This is a genomic window from Shewanella insulae, from assembly GCF_009831655.1.
Lineage (GTDB): Bacteria > Pseudomonadota > Gammaproteobacteria > Enterobacterales > Shewanellaceae > Shewanella > Shewanella insulae.
This window is the reverse complement of sequence record NZ_WRPA01000016.1, coordinates 45,712-69,580: the sequence shown is the minus strand read 5'-3', so window position 1 is coordinate 69,580 and position 23,869 is coordinate 45,712. Positions and strand designations below refer to the sequence as shown.

Sequence of the window (23,869 nt, the reverse complement as noted above, 5' to 3'; positions counted from 1 at the left end):
GGACCTCAGGCGTATGCTTCATTGTAATGATCGGGATAACATCTACTTATCCCGCATGAACTTAGCCTTGCGCTAACCGCAAGGCTAATGGTGATTTATTTGTCCCCTTGGCGATGAAACCGCACAAATCCGCCGGCAATTTGGCAAAAACCTGCTGTGCCTGCTGGCGTGTGTCGAAGATACCGAATACACATGCTCCGGTCCCCGTCATTCTGGACGGCGCATATTCTATCAGCCACGCCAATGCTTTGGCAACTTGGGGGTAGCGCTCGGCGACCCTGGGTTGGCAATCGTTATGCCAGTCACTGCTCATTAAATCATCCATGGAGAGCTTAGGTGTGTTCCTTGGTAGCTGGGGATCGTTAAACACCTCGGCGGTGGAAACATGTACATCCGGAGTCAGGATCAGGTACCAGTTTTCGGGTGCCTCGACTGGGATTAGTTTTTCGCCGACCCCTTCGGCAAATGCCGCTAAACCATTAATAAAAACAGGGACATCAGCGCCAAGAGTGAGACCAATTTTAGCCAGTTCATCCTGTGATAATTGGGTCTGCCAAAGATGATTGAGGGCTACTAAGGTGGTGGCAGCATCGGATGAGCCGCCGCCTATGCCACCACCCATTGGCAATTTTTTGTCCAACCAGATCTCGGCGCCTTGGTGGGTGCCGCTGTACTCCTGCAAAGATTTTGCAGCTTTTAGAATTAAGTTATCGCTATTTGCAACAACTGCTTCCATCTCCGAATGTAGGGTGAGGCTGCCGCTGTCGTTGACGGCAAAATCCAGGTAGTCGCAGTAGTCGATAAACTGAAACAGGGTCTGCAGTTCATGGTAGCCATCGGCGCGGCGGCCGTTGACGTGGAGAAACAGGTTGAGTTTAGCCGGTGCCGGCCAGGCGGTAGATCTATTGCTTGTCATCTGTCGATTCCAGTTGTGATGCGCGCTTGGGCGTCAGAGCCTGCCATTGGCTTATCTGCAGCTTTAAACGGATTTCGTCCCGTTGTAGTTGTAACAGTCTCGGCAGTTCGGCGCCGCTCTGCGCTTGCCAGCTGTTGAAGCTAACGTGCCAAGGGCTGCTGCCCGTGTGGTTAAGCACCTCCTTGGGGCGACCCTGGTCGTCGACGGCGACCACCTCATCCAGCGAGGAGATCTGCCCGGTGATCCACAGCGGCAGGGTCTCGACCGGAATCGACCAACCGGTGAGGCGTTTAAGCAACGCTTCGGCGTCGGCGTTCTCATAGACCTTGTCTTCAATTTCCAGGCTTGCAAGATTTGGGGTCTTGTTGAGTGTCATGACAGTGGTGCCCAGCATAGTGGTGAGGGTCAAGTCGTCGTTGGTCTGGGTATGGAACCAGTAAAGGTTGGTGCTGAATTTATCGTCCGGGGTACGCACCGCCAACTTGCCTTGCAGCTCCCAGGCCTCTGCCTGATTAGCGGTTTTTACCTGTGTGGGGACATAGTCGGTCGGTATATGGGAAGCGCAGCCGGCGAGGGTCATTAGCAGTAAGGCCGCACAGCTTGCCGATATTTTTGTGAAGTAGTTCAAATTATTCATCTATGGCTAAAATGACTAGCGCATATCATACGAGGGCTGACTTTAAATACCAACGACTAATCCCAAATTTCCTGCCAGCCTAGGCTAGGGTTAGCAATGACTAATTTTGTCCGAGCCCGTGACGGCTCAATTTTAAGCCTCAGGTTTAATAGAAAAAAGTTGTGACAAGCCAGATTATTATTCGGTTTTGTTAAGCGTATTCTGTTTTTAGTCGACTCAATTGCGTAGAATGGCTGGCATTAAGTGAGACGATTCAGGCCTATGGGCCGGTAGTCAATGAACTCGCAAGATTAACAGACCCTAGAGACCAGAAAGAGTCAGATGAGCCTTGTAGCAATCGGTATTAATCATAAAACAGCCACTGTAGACCTACGTGAAAAGGTAGCGTTTGCGCCTGATAAAATTCATGAAGCGATGAAGAGTCTTGCCAGTCGGACTAAGACAGGGGAGGCGGTGATCGTCTCGACCTGTAACCGCACCGAGCTCTATTGCAACACGGGTGATGAGGCGGATGTGATCAGCTGGCTGGAGTCTTATCATCAGTTATCCCACGAAGATGTTTTGCCCTGCCTGTACAAGTATCAAGGGCAGCAGGTCGTACAGCATCTGATGCGGGTCTCGTCGGGACTCGACTCCCTCATCCTGGGTGAACCGCAGATCTTAGGTCAGGTGAAGCAATCTTTCGTGAAGGCCAAAGAGGCTGGCACGGTTGCAGTCACCATGGACAGACTGTTCCAAAACACCTTCTCCGTAGCCAAGAAGGTGCGCACCGAGACCGAAATTGGCGCCGCGGCCGTTTCTGTTGCCTTCGCGGCGGTGAGCATGGCCAAACATATTTTCTCGGCACTGAGCGCCACTAAGGTGCTGCTTATCGGCGCCGGTGAGACCATAGAGCTGGTGGCGCGCCACCTGAAAGACAATGGTGTCGACTCTATGATAGTCGCTAACCGTACCATTTCCCGTGCCGAAGCCATGTGCGAAGAGTTCGGTGCGACGGCAATTACGCTCGAACAGATACCAGATTTTCTCCCTAAGGCCGATATCGTGATATCCTCTACCGCCAGCCCATTACCTATACTGGGTAAAGGCATGGTAGAAAAAGCGCTTAAGCAGCGTCGTCATCAACCTATGTTATTGGTTGATATAGCAGTTCCTAGAGATATCGAGGCCGAAGTGGCCGAGCTGGACGATGCCTTCTTATACACGGTTGACGATCTGCAAAGCATTATTGAACAGAATATGGCCTCCCGACGTGAGGCGGCCGAGAAAGCTGAATTAATTGTTGAAGAGGAATCTCATCAATTCATGGAATGGATTCGATCGTTAGAGTCGGTCGACAGCATTCGTGAATACCGAAGCCAGAGCATGGCGATCAAAGATGAGTTGGTCGAACGGGCAATCAATAAGTTGGCCCAGGGCGGTGATAGCGAGCAGCTAATACTGGAACTGGCGAATAAGTTGACCAATAAGTTGATCCACGCGCCGACCCAGGCGCTCACCCAGGCGAGTCGCCGCGGTGACCTCAATAGCTTAGGACAATTAAGAACAGCGCTCGGACTAGATAAAGACTAAGGTTAGCGTTGTAATGAAGGACAGTGTTATTCGCAAGCTCGAAGGCTTGCTGGAGCGTAATGAAGAGGTTTTGGCGCTGCTGAGTGATGCGGAAATCATCGCCGATCAGGAGCGTTTTCGCGCTCTGTCCAAAGAGTATTCTCAACTCGAAGAAGTGGTCAAGAGCTTCAAGGCCTATCGTCAGGCAGAGGAAGACCTTGCCTCGGCGCAGGAGATGCTCAATGAAGATGACGCCGATCTGAAAGAGATGGCGCAAGAAGAGATCAAAGAAGCCAAGGCGACCCTGGAAACCCTGGAAGGCGAGTTGCAGATCCTGCTGTTGCCGAAAGATCCTAAAGACGATAACAACGCCTTTGTCGAGATCCGTGCCGGTGCCGGTGGTGACGAGGCCGCTATCTTTGCCGGTGACCTGTTCCGCATGTATAGCCGCTACTGCGAGGCTAATCGCTGGCAGATAGAGATCATGAACGCCAACGAAGGTGAACATGGCGGTTTTAAAGAACTGATCATGAAGGTCTCGGGCGAGGGCGTCTATGGTAAGCTCAAGTTTGAGTCGGGCGGTCACCGCGTGCAGCGTGTGCCTGAAACCGAATCACAAGGGCGAGTTCATACCTCGGCCTGTACCGTGGTGGTCATGCCTGAGATCCCAGAAGCCGAAGCGATCGAGATAAATCCCGCCGACCTTAAGGTCGATACCTTCCGCGCCTCGGGCGCAGGTGGTCAGCACGTCAACAAGACAGATTCTGCTATCCGTATTACCCATATCCCTTCGGGTATCGTGGTGGAGTGTCAGGATCAACGTTCTCAGCATAAGAACCGTGCCCAGGCCATGAGCGTGCTATCGGCGCGTATTCAGGCTGTGGAAGATGAAAAGCGCCGCAGCGAAGAGGAATCGACTCGTCGTAACCTGGTGGCCAGTGGTGACCGCTCTGAGCGTGTGCGTACCTATAACTTCCCACAGGGACGTGTTAGCGAGCACAGAATTAACTTAACCCTCTACCGCCTTAACGAGGTGATGGAAGGGGATCTCGATGCCATCCTCGGCCCTCTGATGCAGGAAAACCAAGCCGACATGTTAGCAGCCCTTTCCGAAGGCTAACCTCGCTATCATTGCCGCTAGGTGATTAAGGAAATTTTTTGTTTCAGACGTTAGCACAGGCCCTCGAATGGGCCTCTACTCGACTCCAGGATGTGTCTGACAGTGCCAAGCTCGATGCCGAGGTGATGCTGCTGCATATCATTCATAAGCAGCGCAGTTACCTCTATACCTGGCCAGACGAGCGTCTGACCAGCGAGCAGGTAACCGAGTATAAGCAGATGGTCGGTCGCCGAGAGCTAGGCACGCCGATTGCCCATATCGTCGGCGAGCGTGAGTTCTGGTCGCTGCCCTTCATGGTCAATCCCACCACCTTGATCCCGCGCCCCGACACAGAGATCTTGGTGGAGACAGCTCTCAATCTTCCGTTGGCGGAGAATGCCAAGGTGCTGGACCTGGGTACAGGTACCGGGGCAATCGCCCTGTCGCTGGCCTTCGAGCGAAACAACTGGCAGATCACCGCTGTGGATAAGGTACTCGAGGCCGTCGCCCTGGCCAAGGCCAACCGCGACAACCTCAAGCTGCCTCAGGTGGAGGTGCTTCAGAGTGACTGGTTCGACGCCATCAATCGCTATGACTTTAACCTGATCGTCTCCAATCCGCCCTATATCGATGAAGAAGACGAGCACCTGTCCCAAGGGGATGTACGCTTCGAGCCCCATAGCGCGCTCACCGCCGGTGAACATGGCTATGCGGATCTCTTTCATATTGCCGAGGCGGCTCGTGATTACCTGGCACCAGGCGGCTATCTGCTGCTGGAGCATGGTTTCGGCCAGGCCCTCACGGTGCGAGACAAGATGGTCGAGTTGGGTTACGAGGCGGTAGCTACGGTACGTGACTTCGGCAGCAACGACAGGTGTACCCTGGGGCGCTGGCCCAGATAATGTCGCTAGTCGGCGATTTTAGAGTTCTGGCCTGAGTTAGCCTATCGCTTCAAACCATAAACGCCACGGCGATCTGTCCGTGGCGTTTTACTCTGTAGTAAAATAAGACTGAGATTCGACTAGAGCGTCTTGGTCATGAAGTACTTGCAACCCGTCTTTGGATACTGCTCCTGTGTCCACTCCAGTCGATAGCCTCTGGCCTCGTAGAAGGGCCGCGCCTGAAAGTTAAGGGTATCCAGGATGGCGTAGATGCAGCCGCGTTCCCTGGCGATACGTTCGGCTTCTTGTAGCATCTTGCTGCCGATATGCTGGCCTCTGAGCGACTCGCTCACCCAGAAGTTGTCTATCATCAGCCAGTTGCCGAAGGTGCGAGCCGACAGGCCGGCTACTAATTCACCCGCTTCATTCTCAAGCTTTAGTCCCAGAGGTAAGCGCTCGCTCACCTCCCAGCGCTGCCAGTTAAACTCGGCGATTTTCTGCTGCACCGCCTCGGCAAATTCGGCGCTGGTGTCTTGGGTAAATGTCATGGTCATGGATAACTACCTTGATGTTGATTCCTATGCCGACTAGCTTAAACTAGCGGTGTTAATCTGATAAGTGCATTATCTGCATTGGGAAATGAAATCTATGCATAATGGTTTGTATCATATTGATTTAAATCTTCTTAAGTTGTTTCACTCGCTCTATTGTTGTCGCAGTGTGACCCAGGCGGCCCAGCAGATGCATCTGAGTCAGTCGGCATTTAGTCATGCGCTCTCTCGCCTGCGCCAGCAGCTGGACGATCCCCTATTTATCCGCTCGGCCAGTGCGATGATCCCGACTCCCTACGCCGACGCCATCAGCGTTGAGGTCGGCCAGGTGCTGGACAGGCTCAGCGACTGCCTTTTGTCCAAGCAGGCATTTTCGCCGGCGTTGAGTCAGCATGCATTTCGCATCGCGGTGACCGACTTTACCGCCCTGATGTTGATGTCCCGTCTCGCCAAGCGGATCAGCACCCTGGCGCCCAAGGTGCGCCTCAACCTTATTCACGATGAGCAGCGCATGCCCCTGAGTCGTTTCGAGACGGGCCAGCTGGATCTTGCCTTGGGCTTTTCCCATGATGACGCGGAGGGCCACAGGCTAGTTTCCGAGTCCCTGTGGTGGGAGGGAGACTATTGCACGCTGGCAAGCTCTAAGGTGATGAAGATGAACCGCGACATCTTTCTCGCCAGTCGGCATATCTTGGTCTCCCCCTGGGGAACAGATACAGGGATAGTGGATCAGGTACTTGCCTTACAGGGGCTGAGCCGGGATATCGCCATACAGCTGCCAAATGTCATCAACGCGCCGTTTCTGGTGGAGGAGTCGGGGTATCTGGTGACCCTGCCGCGTCAGGCGGCGCGCCTGCTTGCCCATAGCCTGCCGCTCAATGAGTTCGATGTCCCTCTGCCTATGCCTAGCTACAAGCTGACCTTGATGAGCTATAAGCCGACCGAAAATACCCCGGAGAATCTCTGGCTGAGGGAGCAGATTAACGGCTTATTCGATACCCATGAGGCGTGATGAACCAGGGGGTTAACTCAATTTAAGTGGATATGTTGAATTCGCTTGTGTCGATATTGGTGCCCCGGCCCTTGATCGGGTACACTAGCGCCTTTGCGAGCCACGAAAGAAGATATAATGGACAGTTTATACCCAGTTATAAAGCATTTACATCTCACCCTGATTAGCGTGAGTGTGCTGTTTTTTATCGTACGATTTGCATTGCATCTGAAACAATCGGCCATCATGGACAAGAAATTTGTTAAGATTGCGCCCCATGTGATCGATACCTTCCTGCTGCTCTCCGGCCTAACCTTGTGTTTCATCATCAAGCAGTATCCGTTTCAGGATGCTTGGTTGACAGAGAAGATAGGCGCAGTGATCGCTTACATCTTCCTGGCGGCTATCTCGCTCAAGGCTAACCGTAACAAACTCTTCAAGACCTTTGCCGCTCTGGGCGCGCTGGCCTGGGTGATGTACGCTGCAAAAATAGCCATGTTTAAACAAGCAATATTAATGAGTTAATGACAAACCTTATCTTAAATGAGGCGCTCTCTCTGCCAGAGAGCGCCTTTGATATTTCCGAGCACCTGGGATTTTCCGACAAAGAAGCGGCGAAGTGGGCCTGGTTTGAGCTGGCTGGCTCTGTGCTGAGTCACTATCTGGTGGACCGAGAGGCGCGTCTGGCGGCCTTGCTGCAGTGGTTCTATCAAGATCTCGGCTTCTGCCCACGAGAGTCCTATTTCAGTGTCGAGGCCGCGGATCTGGCTAGCTGTATCACCACGCGTCAGGGTAACAGTACTACATTGGCAACCGTGCTAATGCTGCTGGGTAAGCAGCTGGATCTCGAGTTACAGCCGCTACTATTGCCGGGTACCACGGTACTGAGCTGTCGTATCGACGATAAGGTACGCTATATCGATCCGCTTACCGGGTTGTCTCTGAGCCGTCATCAGCTACACGTGCTGGTGCGTGGCGAGCTGGGTAATGGGGCGCCTTTTAAGCCGCGTTATCTAAAGCCCGCCAGCCTCAAGCGCCTGGTATCACGCATGCTTCATGAGCTCAAGGCCGGTGCCATACTGTCGAGCCAGTTTGAGAGTGCCATGGAGTGCTGTAACTTGTTGCTGCAGTGGCATGAGGACGATCTGAATCTTAATCGGGAGCGGGCCTTTATCGCCCAGCAGCTAGGTTGCATCAGCGTCGCCGCAGCGGACCTGCAACACTTTGTCGACAACAGTCCCCATGACCCGGTGACAGAGCTGGTCAAATTACAGTTAAAAGAGCTCAACGATGAGGTTGAGGTCTATCATTAACCCTTAGCGTCGAGGCCGGGAAGGCCCAGCGCCGGGTGAAACTTACCGCCGGTGCTATTTGGCACTTGTGGCGAGCAATATAACTACAACAATAAATAACCAATACAAAAAATAAAAAGGGAGATGAGATGAGCAGTACCGCGATAGTCAGCAATGACGCCACGGCGTTAGTCACCAATGATGCCACGGGCCTGGGCCTGTTGGCGGTGATCTTAGGATTTGTGTTTTACACTAACAGTAGCCAGCACCCATTCTGGGTCAAGTTCTACCGTTTCATTCCGGCGCTACTGCTCTGTTATTTCCTGCCTTCGCTGCTCAACTCCTTCCATATCCTGGATGGCGATACCTCAAACCTCTATTTTGTCGCCTCCCGCTATCTATTGCCCGCCTGTCTGGTGCTGCTGATCTTAAGTGTCGACCTCAAGGCGATCCTAAGCCTGGGCCCCAAGGCGATCGTGATGTTTTTAACCGGTACAGTCGGCATAGTGATAGGGGGCCCAATTGCCTTACTTATCGTGTCGACCCTCAATCCTGAGATCCTCGGGGTGAGCGGCCCGGATGCGGTCTGGCGCGGCATGACCACCCTGGCCGGTAGCTGGATCGGCGGCGGCGCCAACCAGGCGGCGATGAAGGAGATCTACGAGGCCGGTGGTAACATCTTCTCTATCATGGTGACGGTCGATGTGATCGTGGCCAACATCTGGATGGCGGTTCTGCTGTTTATGGCCTCTAAGGCCAAGGAGATCGATGCTAAGACGGGCGCCGATACCAGCGCCATCGAGACCCTCAAGCAGAAGGTGGAGAAGTACCACGCCGAAAATGCCCGTATCGCCAGCCTGCGAGATCTGATGATGATAGTCGCCGTAGGCTTTGGTATCACGGGGTTGGCCCATGTGATAGCCGACTTCCTCGGCCCCTTCTTCGAGGCTAACTATCCCTGGACCCGGGATTACAGCCTGACCTCTAAGTTCTTCTGGCTGATCGTGACAGTGACCACCATAGGCCTGGCTATGTCCTTTACGCCTGTGCGCCACCTCGAGGCGGCGGGTGCCTCTAAGGTCGCCTCGGCGTTCCTCTATATTTTGGTGGCGACTATCGGCCTGCATATGGACGTGTTGAAACTGTTTGACCCGGCCAACCTGTGGTATTTCGCCATCGGTATCATATGGATGATAGTCCACGCCGGCTTCATGTTGCTGGTGGCCAAGTTGATTCGTGCGCCGCTGTTTTATATGGCGGTGGGCAGTCAGGCTAACGTCGGCGGCGCAGCCTCGGCGCCCGTGGTGGCCGCGGCCTTCCACCCGGCCCTAGCTCCTGTCGGTGTACTCCTGGCCGTATTAGGCTATGCTGTAGGCACCTATATGGCATGGATGTGTGGTCAGATACTGCAGGTCGTGGCCCAATAAAGAATTTGATTCCTGCCGGGGATGCCCCGGCTTCTTAAGAGAGAAGTAGCGATGAGTAATAAAACCATAAAGTTAGGTAGCATTGAAATTGCAAACGACAAGCCTTTTGTCCTGTTTGGCGGCATGAATGTGCTCGAGTCGCGAGATCTTGCCATGCAGATCGCAGAGACCTATGCGGAAGTTACTCAGAAGCTGGGGATCCCTTATGTGTTTAAGGCATCGTTCGACAAGGCTAACCGCTCATCGGTGAACTCTTATCGCGGCCCCGGCATGGAAGAGGGGCTGAAGATCTTCCAGGAGATTAAAGATACCTTTAAGCTACCGCTGATCACAGACGTGCACGAGCCATACCAGTGCCAGCCTGTGGCCGAGGTGGTGGATATCATCCAGCTGCCGGCCTTCCTGGCGCGTCAGACGGATCTCGTGGTCGCCATGGCCAAGACTGGCGCCATCATCAACGTCAAGAAGCCACAGTTCCTGGCGCCCCATGAAATGCGTCACATCATCACTAAGTTTAACGAGGCGGGTAACGACGAGATCATACTATGTGAGCGCGGCTCTTGCTTCGGTTATAACAACCTGGTGGTCGACATGCTGGGGATGGATGAGATGAAGCAGTCGGGTTACCCTGTGATCTTCGATGCCACCCACGCCCTGCAGCGTCCAGGCGGACGCAGTGACAGCGCCGGCGGTCGTCGTGCCCAGGCCACCGAATTGGCCCGTAGCGGCATGGCACTCGGTCTGGCAGGTCTGTTCATCGAGGCCCACCCAGATCCGGATAACGCCAAGTGCGACGGCCCTTGTGCATTGCCACTGCATCAGCTGGAAAACTATTTGACCCAGATGAAGGCGATCGACGACCTGGTGAAGTCTTTCGCCCCAATCGATACCAGCAAGTAAGCGAGCCTTCACTCAGACTGTATTAAGTCAAAGTTGCAGTTAAGCTTAAGCCCCGCCAGTGCGGGGCTTTTTGTTGCCCGTTGAGGCATCTTTGCCTTGGCTTGCCATCGTCCCAACGCTTAATATCACAGTCCACCTTCCATGAGGCATTTTCACTCGCGCGGTAAGTCGTTTGACGCTAGGCTAGTAACCCCTTCGCCAGAGAGTCGCTTATGTGGATTGTCTTTACCTTTCTCGCCGCCTTCATGCAGTCATGGCGTAACGCCCTCCAGAGTCAGCTGAGCCGGGACGTCAAGGTCGCCGGGGTGACACTGGCGCGTTTTATTTGGGCAGGGCCTATCGCCGCCTGTTATCTCATGGCCCTCTATATCTGGCTGCCGCCAGAACAGGCAATTGGCGCCTCGCTTTTTCCCACCCCATTCTGGGGCTTTGTGATCGGCGCCGGCTTGATGCAGATTGTGGCCACCGGCCTGATGGTGAAGCTGTTTCAGCTCAGAGACTTCGCCATCGGCGCAGGTCTTGCCAAGAGCGAGGCGATTGTCGCCGCCCTGTTTGGCGCTCTGTTCTTCGGCACCCAATTGAGCCTGCTGGGCTGGCTCGGCGTGGTGATTGGCGCGGTGGCAGTGCTCCTGATGAGTAAGGGGGCTGGAGGGGCCAGGCTCTCGCCCCAGGTGTTGTTGCTGGGACTCGCCTGCGGCAGCGCCTTTGCACTTACCTCACTCTGGGTCAGAGAGGCGAGTCTGGTGTTGGCTCTGCCCTTTCCCCACAGCGCCGCCTGGGTGCTGTTTTGGGTGATAAGCGTGCAGACCCTAGTCCTGTTAATGTTTCTCTGGTGGCGGGACCGTCAGACCCTGGCGGCCCTGTGGCGTCGGCCTAAGCTGACCCTGGCTATTAGCGTGACAAGTTGTCTTGGCTCCATCGGTTGGTTCAGCGCCATGGCCTTGCAGGCGGTGCCCTATGTGAAGACCTTAGGTCAAGTTGAGGTGTTTTTTACCCTAATCGTGGCGGGGAGTTATCTGAAGCAGAAGGTGAAGCCCAAAGAGATGACCGCCTTGCTGCTGATTGCAGTGGCGGCCATCTTAGTCATCTGGGGATGATGCGGACTTAGGCTGTCTGGTAGCGGGCGAGGATCTTACCCAGGCTCTCGGAGGCCTGAGACAGCTGGCTGACGCCTATCGAGGACTGGTTGGCCAGCTCTTTGATCACGTTGGCCTGCTGGCGTATCTCACTCAGCTCGGAGGCGATATCGTTGGCCACGGCGCTCTGCTCCTCTGAGGAGGCGGCGATTTGGAAGCTCATGTCGATAACCGATTGTGATGACTCGTTGATGGCGCTGACGTCTGTGCCTATCTCGGTGATCAGCGACTGGCTGGATTCGGCCTGCTTCACCGTGCGCTGGGTGATGTTGTCTATGTTGTTGGTTTCCTGCTGCAGGTTCTCGATCATCGCCTGGATCTCGACCGTAGCCGATTGAGTGCGGCTGGCCAGGGTTCTCACCTCATCGGCAACCACGGCGAAGCCGCGGCCCATCTCACCGGCACGGGCGGCCTCGATGGCGGCATTAAGGGCCAGCAGGTTGGTCTGCTCCGAGATAGCGTTGATGGTGGTGATCACTTCGTTGATCTTGGTGGCATTGACCTTGAGGGTGCTCACCGAATCCGAGGTCTGCTCGATAAAGCCCGAGAGCTGCTCGATATCCTTGATCGCCTTCTGCACTCGCTCATAGCTCTGACGGATAGACTGTGAGTTCTGCTCCACTTGCTCCACCGAGCTGTTGGAGATGTTCGACACCTCGCCGGCGGAGGCCGTCATCTCCTCCATGGCGGTGGCGACTGAGTCGAGGGAGAGGTATTGCTGTTCGATCTGGCGCTCGCTCTCCTGATTTTCCGAGGCAAATGAGCTGGCGGTGTTATGTAGCGTCTCGGCATTGTCTTTCACCGTGACCACGAGTTCGGTGAGCGTGTCCATGGCGTTGTCCAAGGCGCAGCCTATGGTGCCAAACTCATCGCGGCCCGGATGGAAGCCGAGGCGGGAGGTGAGGTCGCCCTTGGCGATGTTCTTGGTGGTGGTCCACAGTACCCAGAGGGCGCCGCCGATGAAGGTGGCGTTCCAGTAGAGCAGGACGGTGAATGGCAGCAACCAGAGATAGGTGAGCAGTAGGCTGTAGAGGGCCGATTGTTTCGCGTCGCGCTCGCGGCTGGCGACATTCTGCGTCAGTGACAGGTTCTGCCCTGCGGCGCTGCGTACCACGGCGGTGACGCTGTCTTGGGTACGACTGGAGCTGGCCTGGCCGCTGGGTTGGATATTAAGGCTGGCAAACTTGTCGCTTTGGCCGCTGGCCTCTAGGGCGCGCACCATGCCCGATAGCTCGGCTTCTATCGCCGTCATAGAGGCTTGCTCTATCCTATCTATGCTCTCCTGATAACGGCTGACCCCAAGGCTGGTGATGGCGATGAAAAACAGCGCCCCAATGACCCAAAATTTATCGTTGATAGACATCTTGATGAAGAGTTTGTCTATGGTGCGAAAATTAACTTCTCTCATAGTTTTTTCCGTCTCAAATTAAGGCTGAGGCCTTAGACAATAGTAGTATAAGGTGCGGCGATCTCCTTAAAATTACGCTTTTTTTACTTATAAATACAGGGCGGATTAACGTTTTTTTTACACAGTTTGTCGCCAGGACCTCCCCGGCCGAATTTACATTCGTTTTTTAAGCCAACTGTGCAGACTCAGCGCTAGTTGGCTAGCCAGTAGGCCGAAGCTCGCCCCGGCCAGCAGATCCCCGAGATAGTGATAGTTAAGGCTCAGTTGGCCTGTGATGACGGCGAGCATGCAGGCAAGCCAGAGAGGCATCAACTTAGGTGTGTGGCGCCAGAAGGTGAAGGCCAGGGCGAAGGTGAGCAGGGCATGTCCCGAAGGGAAGGAGTCGTAGGCGAGCCCCTGAGCAAAGGGATGAAACGCCTCGATGCGGTCGGCGACCCAGGAGGGATTGTGGCCATCGTCCAGGGCTATCCAGCTCTCCGGCCAGGTGCGGCCAAAGAGCTGTTTGGCGACCCAGCGAATGGAGAAGGCAAATATTAGGGTGAGTACCAGTTCCAGTGCCAGGGCCTGAAACCTGGCGCGAAATCGCTCACTGACACAGGCGAAGATGGTCAGCCCTGCGAGAAACTCCAGTAGCAAGGGGGTCTTACTCAAGAGCTTTAGCGCGGGATGGGATAGCTGCTGGGCATGCATCAGCTCCGCCAGTTGGCGATCTATGAAGTGAACCGAGATAAGCACCAGGGTAAGTAGCAGGCCATAGAGGAGCAGAGTGCCCTTAGGGCTGCGGGGAAACAGGTGTTTTAACATTGAATCGCGCATCTTGGGGAGAAAGCTCTAGCCTAAGGCAAATCTGAAGTGTTGCAAAGTTTGCGACTTCACACTCTGCTTATTTGGCGCGGCAATCGTCGATGCTTGCTGGTTTTCGCTGCACTTGTTCGCAGTGCCTGTCGGCGCGTGACAGAAAAGCAGACGTAAGCGTCATGGCAGCAAGTTACCCTGCCATGACGAGTGACCGAATACCCATTAGCTTAGCTGCGCAGGCTCTCAATAAGATAGTTGAGGTTAGGGCTATCCTCTAAGTTACTGGCCGGGAAGACGTTAAACTTAGGCGGGATAAGCCAGTCGCGCTGCACCAGTTCATCGAGTAGGTCTAGGTACTGCAGGCTGGCCTTACCCACGAGCAGGTTGTCCAGGCTGCGAGTACGAGACAGATGCAACGTCTCCAGGAAGCCACTCAGGTAGAGGTGATCTTTGGTGAAACCACCGCCGCGATAGACGCGAGCCGTGGTCACGAAGGCATCCTCCTTGTCCAAATCCAGCTCATCGATAAGATAACTGTAGGTGAGATAGAAATCCTGCTCCTTGAGCATAGAATCTACCGCCAGCACGCGCGCGGCCAGGGTATTGAGGCGCGAGTGAGCCATGAAGCCCGCCTTGAGCTCGGCCAGGATCGCCAGGCCTTCCTGGGTATAGGTCGAGCCGGGAAGGCCCAGACGCAATACCTTGAGCGACTGTTGCTTGGCGTTGAGCGTGGTAGCCATGTGGACCCCAAGCTCGTGCTGGATCAATCGCTGTACCTCGCTCTCATGGAACTTGGCATGGCTGCTGATCGCCAGCTGCGCCGGGTTTGAGCTGACCATGGCGCGGGCGACTATGGCCCCGCTGAGACTAATCTTGCAGCGCATCTGCCACTGGTCGGCGCTCAGCTTCATCATTTCGCATACCTGCTGGGCGTCCAGGCTCTCCCCTTTCTCTTCGGGGATCTCCTTGGCGTACAGCAGAAACCTGGCATTGCCGATGGCGCTTTGATCCGGCCGACCATGATAACGCAGCGAGTTGTAGACGAAGCCCTCCTGACCGACACTGGTCAAGAGGTCTATCTGTTCGCCCAGCTTGTTAACGATATCTTTGTAGAGTTGCTTGAGCCCGGGGTCGGCAATATTGTCTATGGGCAGACGATAGAGGCGATACTTGAACTCGTTGGCATCTATGGGCAGTTGGCGGTAGGCGAAATTCGGCTTAAAGCGACTCGGCGCCTTCATAAAGCGTCGCCGCTCGGCCGCCAGGTTGGTCGGGTTGACATACTTTAAGGTGTCGACCTTCTGGGCCAGGCGGAACAGGGCGGCGTCTATCTCCAGGACTTCGGGCTCGATGGCGCTGCTGAGCATGTCGGCGCGGCGGGTCTTGCTCTGGCGATTGAGCTTACGCTGGAAGTAGGCGCTGGTGGCGCTAAAGGCGTTCTTCAGTCCCAGCTTGAGATCGTCCAGCACTATGGGGTAGACCTCGCCGGTCAATTCATCCATGAACACCTTCTTGATCTCAGTCGGCAGCACTAAGGTGCGATCGAAGCGGGCGTTGGTGTGGGCGATCAGGTAGCCGCGGCCCTCGAAGGCCAGATCCAGTTCGGCGTCCACCTCCACGTTGGGCAGGGTGATGCGCTTGAGCTCACGCTTGAACTTGTGGACCACGCTGCCCCAGCGCTCCATGTCGATCTGCGCGGTGCCTATGTTAAATACGGGTGTCGTCTTCTCGATACGCTTGTAGTTGTAGGAGTGCAGGTCAAACACTATCACCATGCCGAACAGGCTCTCCAACTTGGCGATCAGCGCCTCGTAGAGTCGATAGAAATCCTGGTGTTTGGCGTGGCTGATGGCGCGCTGCTTTGCGCTTAAGGGTTTACGCCAAACCTGCTTCATCCAGGCGGACTTGTAATAGGTGCTCAGGCTCTTGGGGCGATTGAGATCGTACTCGAAGCGCGAATCGCAGCCCGCCAGGGTGATCGGCTGCGAGGCGATCACCTCGTCGGTGAAGGGATCTTCCTCGAAATAACGTTCCTCGGCGCTCAGCTGACATAGTTTTATCAGCTCAGGGCGCAGGTTGTGCCCCGCGTGGATCGCGGTGCACACGACGGGCAGATACTCTTGGATGGTGATCACACAGCCGGAGGAGGCCAGCAGGCCTGAGAATGTCTCCCCGCGTTTAATCAGGGAGATCATCTGGTCGAGACTATAGGTTTGCATTTTCTACCGCTTGACGATATGCACTCTTACGTTGCATCAATAGCTCTTTGGAGTTGATGATGTTTTCGGCAAAATCGATCACCTGCTTCTGCAGGCGGACCCTGTTGAGTTTGTTGATACGCGTGATGCCACCTGGGCTGAGGACATTGACCTCGACCAGCTTGTTGCCGATCACATCCAGACCTGTGAAGTAAAGGCCGTCGCGCACCAGCTTAGGACCGATGGCGGCGCATAGCTCGCGCTCTTCACGTGTGATTGTGTGTCTGACCACGCTGCCGCCTGCATGGACGTTAGATCTGAACTCGCCGTTGGCTGGGACGCGGCGCATGGCGCCAATAGGCTCGCCGTTGAGCATCAGGATGCGCTTGTCGCCTTCCTCGGCACCCTCGATATAATCTTGCAGGATCACATAGTTGCTTTGCTCATCCGTGCCGATATAGAAGTCCAGTAGCGAGCTGAAGTTTTGGCGCGCGCTCTTTTCGATCACGATAACGCCATGACCGCCGAAGCCATTTAGCGGCTTGAGGATCATCTTGTCGCTGTCGCTCTCTTCCAGTACACGTTGCAGGTAGTCGCGGTTCTTCGACACATGGGTGGTGGGTATGTAGCGGCTCGCTGCGCCGCTCATGCTGGCAGTGTAGAGCTTGTTGTTGGCGACCCTGAGACCTTCGAGATCGTTGATGATCAGGGTATCGCCCTTGACCGAATCCAGGAAGTTGAGCGCCAGGTTATCCAGCGGCGGATTGGCACGCATGAAGATGCAGTCGAAGCCGGCCATGGGCAGACGCGCCTTATGGAATTCGGCTGTGCGGTAAAAGCGGGGAATGTTGTCCGATATCTTCATCCCCTTCTTGATGATTTGACAAAACCCGTAGACGCTACTGTCACGAATGGTGAGCCCACTGGTGGTGGTGATGGCAACGGTATGACCACGCTGCGCGCACTCATGAACTAATCTCAGGGTGGTATCGCTTTCAGGATCGATACGCTCCCACGGGTACATCAAAAAGCAGATGTGCATTCTTTAAGCAACCTCATCTTCTGGGGGAGATTCCACATACTCATACTGTTCAACACGCTTGTTACTCGTGCTGTTTAGGGTGTGGAACTTTTTTGGTTCGCGGGTAAGCTTGGTGTATTTCAACCATACATGTTCAAGCTTGGTATTGGCTTTGTTGGGGTGTTTCAGTACCTTAACAAAGTGTTTTTCCTCTGCAGTTTCAGGCTCTAGAGCGCCTGCTTCAAAGGCCTGCATAGTGTCGCCATATAGGCTTAACAATTCAGCTTCAGACAAGGTGAACTCTCCGGATTTGCTGAAGCCGCGGGGAAAGTTTTTGTCATCAAAAAAACGCTTCTGACCAAAACGAAATGACTCTTCTGACATAACAACCTCTCACTGTGATAGCAACGCTGTAACTACAGGGTTTTTCGATCGCGAAATTATGATTTTTGTCGCCAAAAGAGAAACAAAACTTTTTTATCGTCACCATTAGGATTAGTTGTTATTCTCTCGGTGAAATTGACCGAGAGGCTAAAATGGACGTCAAAGTATTTAAGACTTTTTTAGAGGTGGCCAGAACCCGGCATTTCGGCCGTGCGGCAGAGAACCTCTATATCACCCAGGCGGCCGTTAGCGCCCGCATCAAGCAGTTGGAGTCCTTCTTCGATTCCGCCCTGTTTGTGCGTAATCGCAACAGCATTCAACTCACTACCTCGGGTGAGCGTCTGGTGTCCTATGCCGAGGTGATGGTGAGTACGCTAGAGCAGGCGAAGAACGAGTTGGCCCTGAGCAGCCACAAGGCGTTGCAGTTGACCATGGCGGGAACCCCTAATATCTGGGATGCCTATCTTCAGCATTGTTTGAGTAAGGTGACCGACGCCTTCGGCGGCTACGGCTTCCAGGCCGAAGCCCTCAGTCGTGAGCAGTTAAACCGTAACTTGCTGGAGCGCACCCTAGACATGGCCTTCGCCTTCGATCCGCTTAAGTCGGAGGAGTTGGTGTGTAAGCAGGTGGCCGATCTCATTCTTGTGTTGGTATCGACCCAGCCCTGCGATCAGGCACAGGCGCTGAGCGACAAATATGTTTATGTGGATTGGGGGACGCGATTCGCCTCGGAGCACGCCGAGCGACATTATCGTATGCCGCCACCTTATCTGCGTACCTCTACTGGGCGTATCGCCCTAGATTTCATCTTGGATAAGGCGGGATCGGCCTATCTGCCGCTGTCGATCGTCGAGCCTTTTCTGCAGTCCAAGCAGCTCCATCGTGTCGAGGATGTAGAGCCCTGGAATCGTCCCATCTATCTCTCTTACCGTAAAGATAGCGGCTCACTCGAGGCGATCATCAAGATTGAAGAGCTGGTCAAGGATATAGACCCTTTGACCGCCTTTAGCCTACAACAGATAGGTCAGCTCGGCTGACTGTCATAGCAGGGCTGGCCGTGATGGCTTGGGGGATGGGGCCGACTAATCGTCGGCCTCATCTCTCTGCTTGCGCTTGATGGCGATGGCGATACAGAGGGCGGCGCCGCCCCAGGTCAATGTCAGGGCAAACAGCATCATGATAAGGGCGCTGCTACTCATGTTTTACCTCCCGAGTGTCTGTCTGGATAGCCAGGCGACTTGCTGGTGAAGTTGATCAGCACCGCGAAGAAGAGCATGGTGCCCAGCAGACCCCAACCTAAGATCAGCTGATCGGCCATAGGATAATCGCCATAGCCATTGACTAAGGTGTTATAGAGATTTTTCGCCAAAATGGTGGCCAGAATGACCGGGCTGATGAAGCGCAGGCAGACCACGAACCAACCGCCGACCCTAAATTCTGAATGCTCGTTTGCGTGTTGATGAATCACAGTGACCTTGAGTAGCCAGGAGATGATCACCAGTTCCAGCAGGCAACTCATCAGTAGGGCGATGTTGTTGATGAAGTAGTCCACCAGATCCAATAGCAGTAGGCCGCCGTTGGTGGCAAAGGCCATGGAGACCAGATATCCCATGCTACATACCAGCACGGCGGCGGGTTTGCGGCGCACGTGAAACTTATCGATAACGGCACTGGTGACCGCCTCTATGATGGAGATGTGTGAGCTTAAACCAGCTATCGTCAGCGCGATAAAGAAGAGGGGGCCGAGTATATAGGGTGCCGGCATCAGGTTGATGGCCGTGGGTATGGTGACAAATGCCAGGCCTATGCCTGAGCTGACCACCTCGGTCAGGGGCTTCATCTGCTCTTCGGCCATATAGCCCAGCACACCGAAGATTAGAATCCCCGCCAGAATAGAGAAGCCACAGTTGATCAATACCGTCATGAAGGCGTTGTTGTTGATGTCGGCCTTGGTTGGCAGATAGCTGGAATAGGCGAGCATGATGGCGAAGCCGACACTGAGGGTGAAGAAGATCTGGCCGTAGGCGGCCGACCACACCTGGGCATCCAGCAGCCGACTAAAGTCGGGCTCGAACAGATAGTTTAACCCCGACAGGGCGCCGGGCAGAAACAGGATGCGACCTATTAGTACCAGCACCATGATGAACAGCATGGGCATCATGATCTTGTTGGCGCGCTCGATCCCGCCCTTCACGCCGGTGAAGACGGCAAGAAAGGTCATCAGCCAGGCGGTACTCATGGCGACGGCTATGCCGAACTGAAACTCTCCCAGATGAGAAGGGGAGTTGTTGCCTAGCTTAAGATACTGATTAAAAAAGAAGTCATTGGGGTTTTCTCCCCAGGACTGACTGAAGGAGAAGCTGAGATAGGAGAGGGTCCAGCCTATGACGGCCACATAATAGACGGCGATCACCGCGGCGATAAATACCTGAAACCAACCTAGCCACTCGAGTCTGAAGCCAAGGGTATGGCCGAGCTGGGCGAAGATACGAGGCGAGGTTTTCTTTATCTTATGCCCCAGGCTAAATTCCATTATCATGAAGGGGATGCCGGCGGTGATCATGGCAAACAGGTAGGGGATGAAGAAGGCGCCGCCACCGTTGTCATAGGCCATGTAGGGGAATCGCCAGATATTGCCCAGGCCGATGGCCGAGCCCACCGCCGCTAAAATAAAACCTACCCTAGAATTCCATTGCTCTCGTTTCATCGATTACCTCGAGCCTCGCGCCTTTTAACTGTAATTCTAGACGCTTATGTCGAGGTGCGGGCAGAAATTGTCCTGCCCTAAATCTGGCTAATGGCTGGCTGGTGTTTGGGCTGATACGTGAACTTAACCGCCCTGCTCTAGGGACTTCAGCTGGCGGTAGATGGCCTCGTTGGCCGGTGTGTCTATGCCGCGCACGGCGGCTCGGCTCAGCAGGTAGCCGGTGATCGCCTCAATCTCAGTCTGGCGGCCATGATGGATATCCTGATGCATGGAGGAGTAGTTGCTGGCGGTCAGCTGGATCACCCGATAGACGCGCTCGGTTAGCCTATCTTGTTCAAGCGCTATTCCCTCGGCGTTTGCCACGGCAAGCACCTCCTGGATTAGCGCCAGAATCGTCGGGCGATACTGATCTTCAATCAAGGCGCCGTTGCGGCAGCCGTTGATGGCGGTCAGCGGATTGATGGCGATGTTGATGGCGAGTTTCTGCCACAGCATGGGTAGGATAGGCTCGCACCACTCGCTGTCGTCGATGGCCTCAAGTAGTGCCTGGCGTAGACTCTCTGTAAGTCTTGGTCCCAGGCCATGACCAAGTTGCGTCAGACCTGCGCCGGTTTGTTTGATCTGCCATCTGCCCAGTTTCAGGGCGCCCTGGGAGGTGGTGCCCAGGCTTAGGCCGCGACCGGCAAGATGAGGCGCGATGGCGAGGTGTGGGCCCAGGCCGTTGTGCAGCAATAATATGTGCGTATCGGCAGAGAGTGCGCCGAGTAAAGGCTGTAGGGCCTCCTCTACCTGATAGGCCTTGACGCAGACAATCAGTAGCTCGCAGCTGGCCAGGGCTGACTTGTCGATAAGCTGTGCCTGGCGCTTAATTGTCTCGCCATTGAGGTCGGTGAACTCTAGAGCCTGGCTGCCGGCGCTTGCCTCTCTTGTCATCAGCACGGGGGCGAGTCCGTGGGCGGATAGCTGGTGGTAGAACAGTTGACCTATGGCGCCCGCGCCCAGGATCGCTATCTTCCCGCCGTGGGGCATTTCACTTGCCGTCATGATTGAGTCTTGGCTCCGATCTTATTGAGTAGGCTGGCCTTGATATAACGGCGATAGAGCCAGAGGCCGAAGTAGAACAGGAGCACGCCTACCATGTCGGCGACGAAATCGGCGCTGGAGGCGCTGCGATAGGGCAGGCGAGACTGAACAAGCTCGATAAAGAGGGCGTAGCCGGCCAGGATCCCTGCCAGGCTGTACCACTTAGGCTCGAAGGCGAGATGGGTCAATAGCGCCAGGCAGAAGAAGCTGCCCAGATGGCCAACCTTATCCATATGCGGGATCACTTGTGGGTAGTTAGGGCGAGAGAAAACCAGGTAACTGATCACTAGGATGGCAAGAAGAAGCGCTATCTTAAAAAAGGTCTTTCGAGAATTCACGGGTCGCTTAGGTTGAGTGGTTTTGTCCAATCATAGGACAAATGTCACCTTAAAGTCATTAACAAACGCCTGTTGCAACATTAAGAAATTTTGGCGCTTACAGGCCCGAGCGGGTAAACTAGCGGGCAGATAAAGTGGCTAGGGCCTGTTGAACTTTTAAGTTTAATTTTTGTTCATTCTAAACGCGTTTTGCGCGAGGCGAGAGCCATGAAGCATAGTTGCTCTATGTGAATGGCGAACAACAAAGCGCAGTGTGCGTTTAGATGAACCCGTTGGGCAGCGTTTGTAGGCCATTTCTACAGCGTTATCGCCCGTTTGTGTAGAATACTACACGACACAGGCTCTGCCTTGTATAAATCACCTGCAAACTGCTGCAAAAACAAACAGTAAAGATCAACAGGCCCTAATAGAGGATGATAAAAATGCCTTCGATGGATATCGTATCGGAAGTAAACGAAGTTGAACTTCGCAACGCCGTAGACAATACGCGCCGTGAACTGGATAGCCGTTTCGATTTTCGCGGTGTCGAGAGCGAAGTCACCTATAAAGATCATCAGGTGACCCTGTCATCTGAGTCTGATTTCCAGTGTCAGCAGATGGTCGATATGCTGCGTAACCAGCTAAGCAAGCGTAACGTGGACCCAGCCTCCATGGACGTTGCCGAGAAGGCGATTCACAGCGGCAAGACCTTCTCGCTTAAGGTGACCTTTAAAGAGGGGATCGACAGCCTGGTGGCCAAGAAGTTGGTGAAGCTGATCAAAGACAGCAAGCTTAAGGTGCAGGCCGCCATTCAGGGCGACTCGATTCGCGTCAGCGGCAAGAAACGTGACGATCTACAGGCGGTGATGGCGATTGCCCGCGAATCGGACTTGGGTCAGCCATTCCAGTTCAATAACTTCAGAGACTAATCATAGTCTCTGTTGTCAAAAGCCCCGCCGATTGAGCGGGGCTTTTTATTGCCTGTTATCGAGACGAGAGAGCTTTAGTTACTAGTCTCTCGCCCGCTCCCCATCTGGTGAGTCTAGGGACTCGGCCTGCTCGTCGCCGTTGGGATGGGGGGCGTATTTCTGCACCAAGACGATCAGCCCCAGCACGGGGAAGCCGATGACGCTGGCGGCGACGAAGAAGTTCACATAGCCGTAGGCATCGATATATTGGCCCGAGAAGCCCGCCACAAACTTGGGAAACAGCAGCATGATGGAAGATAACAGCGCATATTGGGTCGCGCTGTAGCCACTGCTGGTCAGGCTGGAGAGATAGGCGATAAAGGCGGCTGTGGCGACTCCGGCGCTGAAGTTGTCGATGGAGATCACCAGAGTCAGTAACTCTAGGTTGTAGCCGATCATGGCCTGATAGGCGAAGAGCAGGTTGGTAACGGCCACCATAAAGGCGCCTAGGAAGAGGATCTTCATGGTGCCGTAGCGGGCCAGCAACATGCCACCGGCGCCTGCGCCCACTAAGGTCATGATCAGGCCGTAGACCTTGCTGAGGGTTGCGATCTCTGTCTTAGAGAAGCCCATGTCCACATAGAAGACGTTGGCCATGATCCCCATGACGATATCCGAGATCCGGTAGCAGGAGATCAGCAGCAGGATCAGTATGGCGCTGCGGCCGTAACGCTTAAAAAAATCGACGAAGGGCAGTATGCTGGCGGTATAGAGCCAGGAGGCGGCAGCGGCCACGGGTCTTGGGTAGCGCTCAGATAAGCTCTGTTTAAGGGCAGACTCTAATTCGTCCGCCTCCTTGGCCTCGACCTTGGGCTCGCTGCTCAGCAGGGTGGTGAAGATACCGATAAACATCAGGCCCGCCATCACTAGGTAGGCGGTCTGCCAGGAGGCGAGATCATAGCTCTCGCTATTTGGGTCGACCCAGGCGGCTATGGTCAGGGCGCCGGCAGTGGCGACAATCATGGCGCTGCGATAGCCCACCTGATAGGCGGCGGCCAGGGCGGCCTGCATCTTCTGCGGCGCCGATTCGATGCGAAAAGCGTCGATAACGATATCCTGGGTGGCCGAGGCGAAGGCGACCATGAGGGCGAACAGCGCCAGGCGCTCTAGGTCGGCCAAGGGGTCACTCTGGCTCATGCCTAAGATGGCGAGCACTAACAGCATTTGGGCGAATAGCATCCAGCCGCGTCGCCGTCCCAATATTTGGGTGAAGAAGGGCAGTGACATGCGATCCACCAGGGGAGACCAGGCCCACTTGAAGCCATAGGCGAGGGCTATCCAGCTAAAGTAGCCTATGGCGGTGCGATCTATGCCTGCTTCCCGCAGCCAGAAGGAGAGGGTTGAGAACACCAGCATCAAGGGCAAACCGGCGGAGAAGCCGAGAAACAGCAGGATCAATACCCGCTTGTGGAAATAGATGGTGAGGGCGTCTCGCAATCGGGAAACTCGGGATGCAATCAAAATGGCAGTCGACGTTGTCAGGCTAGGTGGGGTTAGCTTAAACGCTGGCGCGGCAAATAAAAAGTGAAAAATCTGTCATGAAAAAAGCCCAGTCCCGAGAGACTGAGCTTGGCTTTTTTTGACTTATTTTGAGTAAAGATACT

The 23,869-nt window shown here is 54.7% G+C and carries 24 protein-coding genes; 11 read left to right on the top strand and 13 right to left on the bottom strand.

Translation table 11 applies throughout. From position 1 onward, the window contains the following. Positions 1 to 61: 61 nt before the first annotated feature. Both ispE and lolB read right to left on the bottom strand, forming a co-directional pair. Entirely contained in the window at positions 62 to 916 is an 855-nt protein-coding gene (gene ispE / locus GNT65_RS16120; RefSeq protein ID WP_160798075.1) for a 4-(cytidine 5'-diphospho)-2-C-methyl-D-erythritol kinase, read from the bottom strand. After that, a complete protein-coding gene (lolB, locus tag GNT65_RS16115; RefSeq protein ID WP_160798073.1) occupies positions 903 to 1,553 on the bottom strand; it encodes a lipoprotein insertase outer membrane protein LolB in 651 nt (216 codons plus the stop codon). Before lolB ends, ispE begins: the two co-directional genes overlap by 14 nt. Positions 1,554 to 1,874: 321 nt before the next feature. Here lolB and hemA point away from each other — a divergent pair, with 321 nt between their 5' ends. The 3 genes from hemA to prmC are packed head-to-tail and all read left to right on the top strand — an operon-like array spanning position 1,875 to position 5,105. Next, positions 1,875 to 3,125, top strand: a complete 1,251-nt coding sequence (hemA, locus tag GNT65_RS16110; protein WP_160798071.1) for a glutamyl-tRNA reductase — start codon at positions 1,875 to 1,877, stop codon at positions 3,123 to 3,125. A gap of 13 nt (positions 3,126 to 3,138) precedes the next feature. Beyond that, positions 3,139 to 4,224, top strand: a complete 1,086-nt coding sequence (prfA, locus tag GNT65_RS16105; protein ID WP_160798069.1) for a peptide chain release factor 1 — start codon at positions 3,139 to 3,141, stop codon at positions 4,222 to 4,224. A gap of 38 nt (positions 4,225 to 4,262) precedes the next feature. Next, entirely contained in the window at positions 4,263 to 5,105 is an 843-nt protein-coding gene (prmC, locus tag GNT65_RS16100) for a peptide chain release factor N(5)-glutamine methyltransferase (protein WP_160798067.1), read from the top strand. A gap of 119 nt (positions 5,106 to 5,224) precedes the next feature. Here the strand turns inward: prmC and GNT65_RS16095 are convergent, their stop codons facing one another. Continuing rightward, on the bottom strand, positions 5,225 to 5,638 hold the full coding sequence (locus GNT65_RS16095; protein ID WP_160798065.1) for a GNAT family N-acetyltransferase: 414 nt from the start codon (positions 5,636 to 5,638) through the stop codon (positions 5,225 to 5,227). 94 nt (positions 5,639 to 5,732) lie between these two features. On the opposite strand from GNT65_RS16095, the gene GNT65_RS16090 reads away from it, so the two are divergent. From GNT65_RS16090 to GNT65_RS16065, 6 genes are all read left to right on the top strand, one after another. Then, positions 5,733 to 6,647 (top strand): LysR family transcriptional regulator, encoded by a 915-nt coding sequence (locus GNT65_RS16090; protein ID WP_244952207.1) that lies wholly within the window; start codon positions 5,733 to 5,735, stop codon positions 6,645 to 6,647. A 117-nt stretch (positions 6,648 to 6,764) separates the two neighbouring features. Then, a complete protein-coding gene (locus GNT65_RS16085) occupies positions 6,765 to 7,151 on the top strand; it encodes a SirB2 family protein (protein WP_160798062.1) in 387 nt (128 codons plus the stop codon). Then, complete coding sequence (locus tag GNT65_RS16080; protein WP_160798060.1) at positions 7,151 to 7,939, top strand: transglutaminase family protein; 789 nt, start codon at positions 7,151 to 7,153, stop codon at positions 7,937 to 7,939. Before GNT65_RS16085 ends, GNT65_RS16080 begins: the two co-directional genes overlap by 1 nt. 128 nt (positions 7,940 to 8,067) lie before the next feature. After that, on the top strand, positions 8,068 to 9,345 hold the full coding sequence (locus GNT65_RS16075; protein ID WP_160798058.1) for a DUF819 family protein: 1,278 nt from the start codon (positions 8,068 to 8,070) through the stop codon (positions 9,343 to 9,345). A gap of 51 nt (positions 9,346 to 9,396) precedes the next feature. After that, complete coding sequence (kdsA, locus tag GNT65_RS16070) at positions 9,397 to 10,245, top strand: 3-deoxy-8-phosphooctulonate synthase (RefSeq protein ID WP_160798056.1); 849 nt, start codon at positions 9,397 to 9,399, stop codon at positions 10,243 to 10,245. A 212-nt stretch (positions 10,246 to 10,457) separates the two neighbouring features. Beyond that, positions 10,458 to 11,342 (top strand): DMT family transporter, encoded by an 885-nt coding sequence (locus GNT65_RS16065; protein ID WP_160798054.1) that lies wholly within the window; start codon positions 10,458 to 10,460, stop codon positions 11,340 to 11,342. Between the two features lie 7 nt (positions 11,343 to 11,349). On the opposite strand, the gene GNT65_RS16060 is transcribed toward GNT65_RS16065, so the two are convergent. The 5 genes from GNT65_RS16060 to GNT65_RS16040 form a co-directional block, all read right to left on the bottom strand. Then, positions 11,350 to 12,789 (bottom strand): methyl-accepting chemotaxis protein, encoded by a 1,440-nt coding sequence (locus GNT65_RS16060; protein WP_160798052.1) that lies wholly within the window; start codon positions 12,787 to 12,789, stop codon positions 11,350 to 11,352. 153 nt (positions 12,790 to 12,942) lie between these two features. After that, entirely contained in the window at positions 12,943 to 13,593 is a 651-nt protein-coding gene (locus GNT65_RS16055) for a phosphatase PAP2 family protein (RefSeq protein ID WP_244952206.1), read from the bottom strand. A gap of 221 nt (positions 13,594 to 13,814) precedes the next feature. Beyond that, positions 13,815 to 15,806, bottom strand: a complete 1,992-nt coding sequence (locus tag GNT65_RS16050; protein ID WP_160798048.1) for a flavohemoglobin expression-modulating QEGLA motif protein — start codon at positions 15,804 to 15,806, stop codon at positions 13,815 to 13,817. Further along, a complete protein-coding gene (gene gshB / locus GNT65_RS16045) occupies positions 15,793 to 16,827 on the bottom strand; it encodes a glutathione synthase (RefSeq protein ID WP_160798046.1) in 1,035 nt (344 codons plus the stop codon). Before gshB ends, GNT65_RS16050 begins: the two co-directional genes overlap by 14 nt. Before the next feature lie 3 nt (positions 16,828 to 16,830). Continuing rightward, complete coding sequence (locus tag GNT65_RS16040; RefSeq protein ID WP_160798044.1) at positions 16,831 to 17,190, bottom strand: MaoP family protein; 360 nt, start codon at positions 17,188 to 17,190, stop codon at positions 16,831 to 16,833. Positions 17,191 to 17,342: 152 nt separating this feature from the next. Here GNT65_RS16040 and GNT65_RS16035 point away from each other — a divergent pair, with 152 nt between their 5' ends. Next, positions 17,343 to 18,227, top strand: coding sequence for a LysR family transcriptional regulator (locus GNT65_RS16035; RefSeq protein ID WP_160798042.1), 885 nt, complete (start codon positions 17,343 to 17,345; stop codon positions 18,225 to 18,227). Positions 18,228 to 18,272: 45 nt separating this feature from the next. Here GNT65_RS16035 and GNT65_RS16030 read toward each other — a convergent pair whose 3' ends face one another. From GNT65_RS16030 to GNT65_RS16015, 4 genes are all read right to left on the bottom strand, one after another. Next, on the bottom strand, positions 18,273 to 18,389 hold the full coding sequence (locus GNT65_RS16030) for a MetS family NSS transporter small subunit (protein WP_160798040.1): 117 nt from the start codon (positions 18,387 to 18,389) through the stop codon (positions 18,273 to 18,275). Then, positions 18,386 to 19,897, bottom strand: coding sequence for a sodium-dependent transporter (locus GNT65_RS16025; RefSeq protein WP_160798038.1), 1,512 nt, complete (start codon positions 19,895 to 19,897; stop codon positions 18,386 to 18,388). The genes GNT65_RS16030 and GNT65_RS16025 overlap by 4 nt, the downstream gene beginning before the upstream one ends. A 123-nt stretch (positions 19,898 to 20,020) precedes the next feature. Next, the gene (locus GNT65_RS16020) at positions 20,021 to 20,941 is read right to left on the bottom strand and encodes a ketopantoate reductase family protein (protein ID WP_160798036.1); all 921 of its coding nucleotides are present in this window, start codon (positions 20,939 to 20,941) and stop codon (positions 20,021 to 20,023) included. Further along, the gene (locus GNT65_RS16015) at positions 20,938 to 21,318 is read right to left on the bottom strand and encodes a VanZ family protein (protein WP_160798034.1); all 381 of its coding nucleotides are present in this window, start codon (positions 21,316 to 21,318) and stop codon (positions 20,938 to 20,940) included. Before GNT65_RS16015 ends, GNT65_RS16020 begins: the two co-directional genes overlap by 4 nt. Before the next feature lie 422 nt (positions 21,319 to 21,740). Here GNT65_RS16015 and GNT65_RS16010 point away from each other — a divergent pair, with 422 nt between their 5' ends. Further along, positions 21,741 to 22,226, top strand: coding sequence for a YajQ family cyclic di-GMP-binding protein (locus tag GNT65_RS16010; protein ID WP_160798032.1), 486 nt, complete (start codon positions 21,741 to 21,743; stop codon positions 22,224 to 22,226). 81 nt (positions 22,227 to 22,307) lie between these two features. On the opposite strand, the gene GNT65_RS16005 is transcribed toward GNT65_RS16010, so the two are convergent. Continuing rightward, positions 22,308 to 23,726 carry an AmpG family muropeptide MFS transporter gene (locus GNT65_RS16005; protein WP_160798030.1) on the bottom strand — a complete coding sequence of 473 codons (1,419 nt, stop codon included), beginning with the start codon at positions 23,724 to 23,726 and terminating at the stop codon, positions 22,308 to 22,310. Positions 23,727 to 23,869 lie beyond the last annotated feature (143 nt).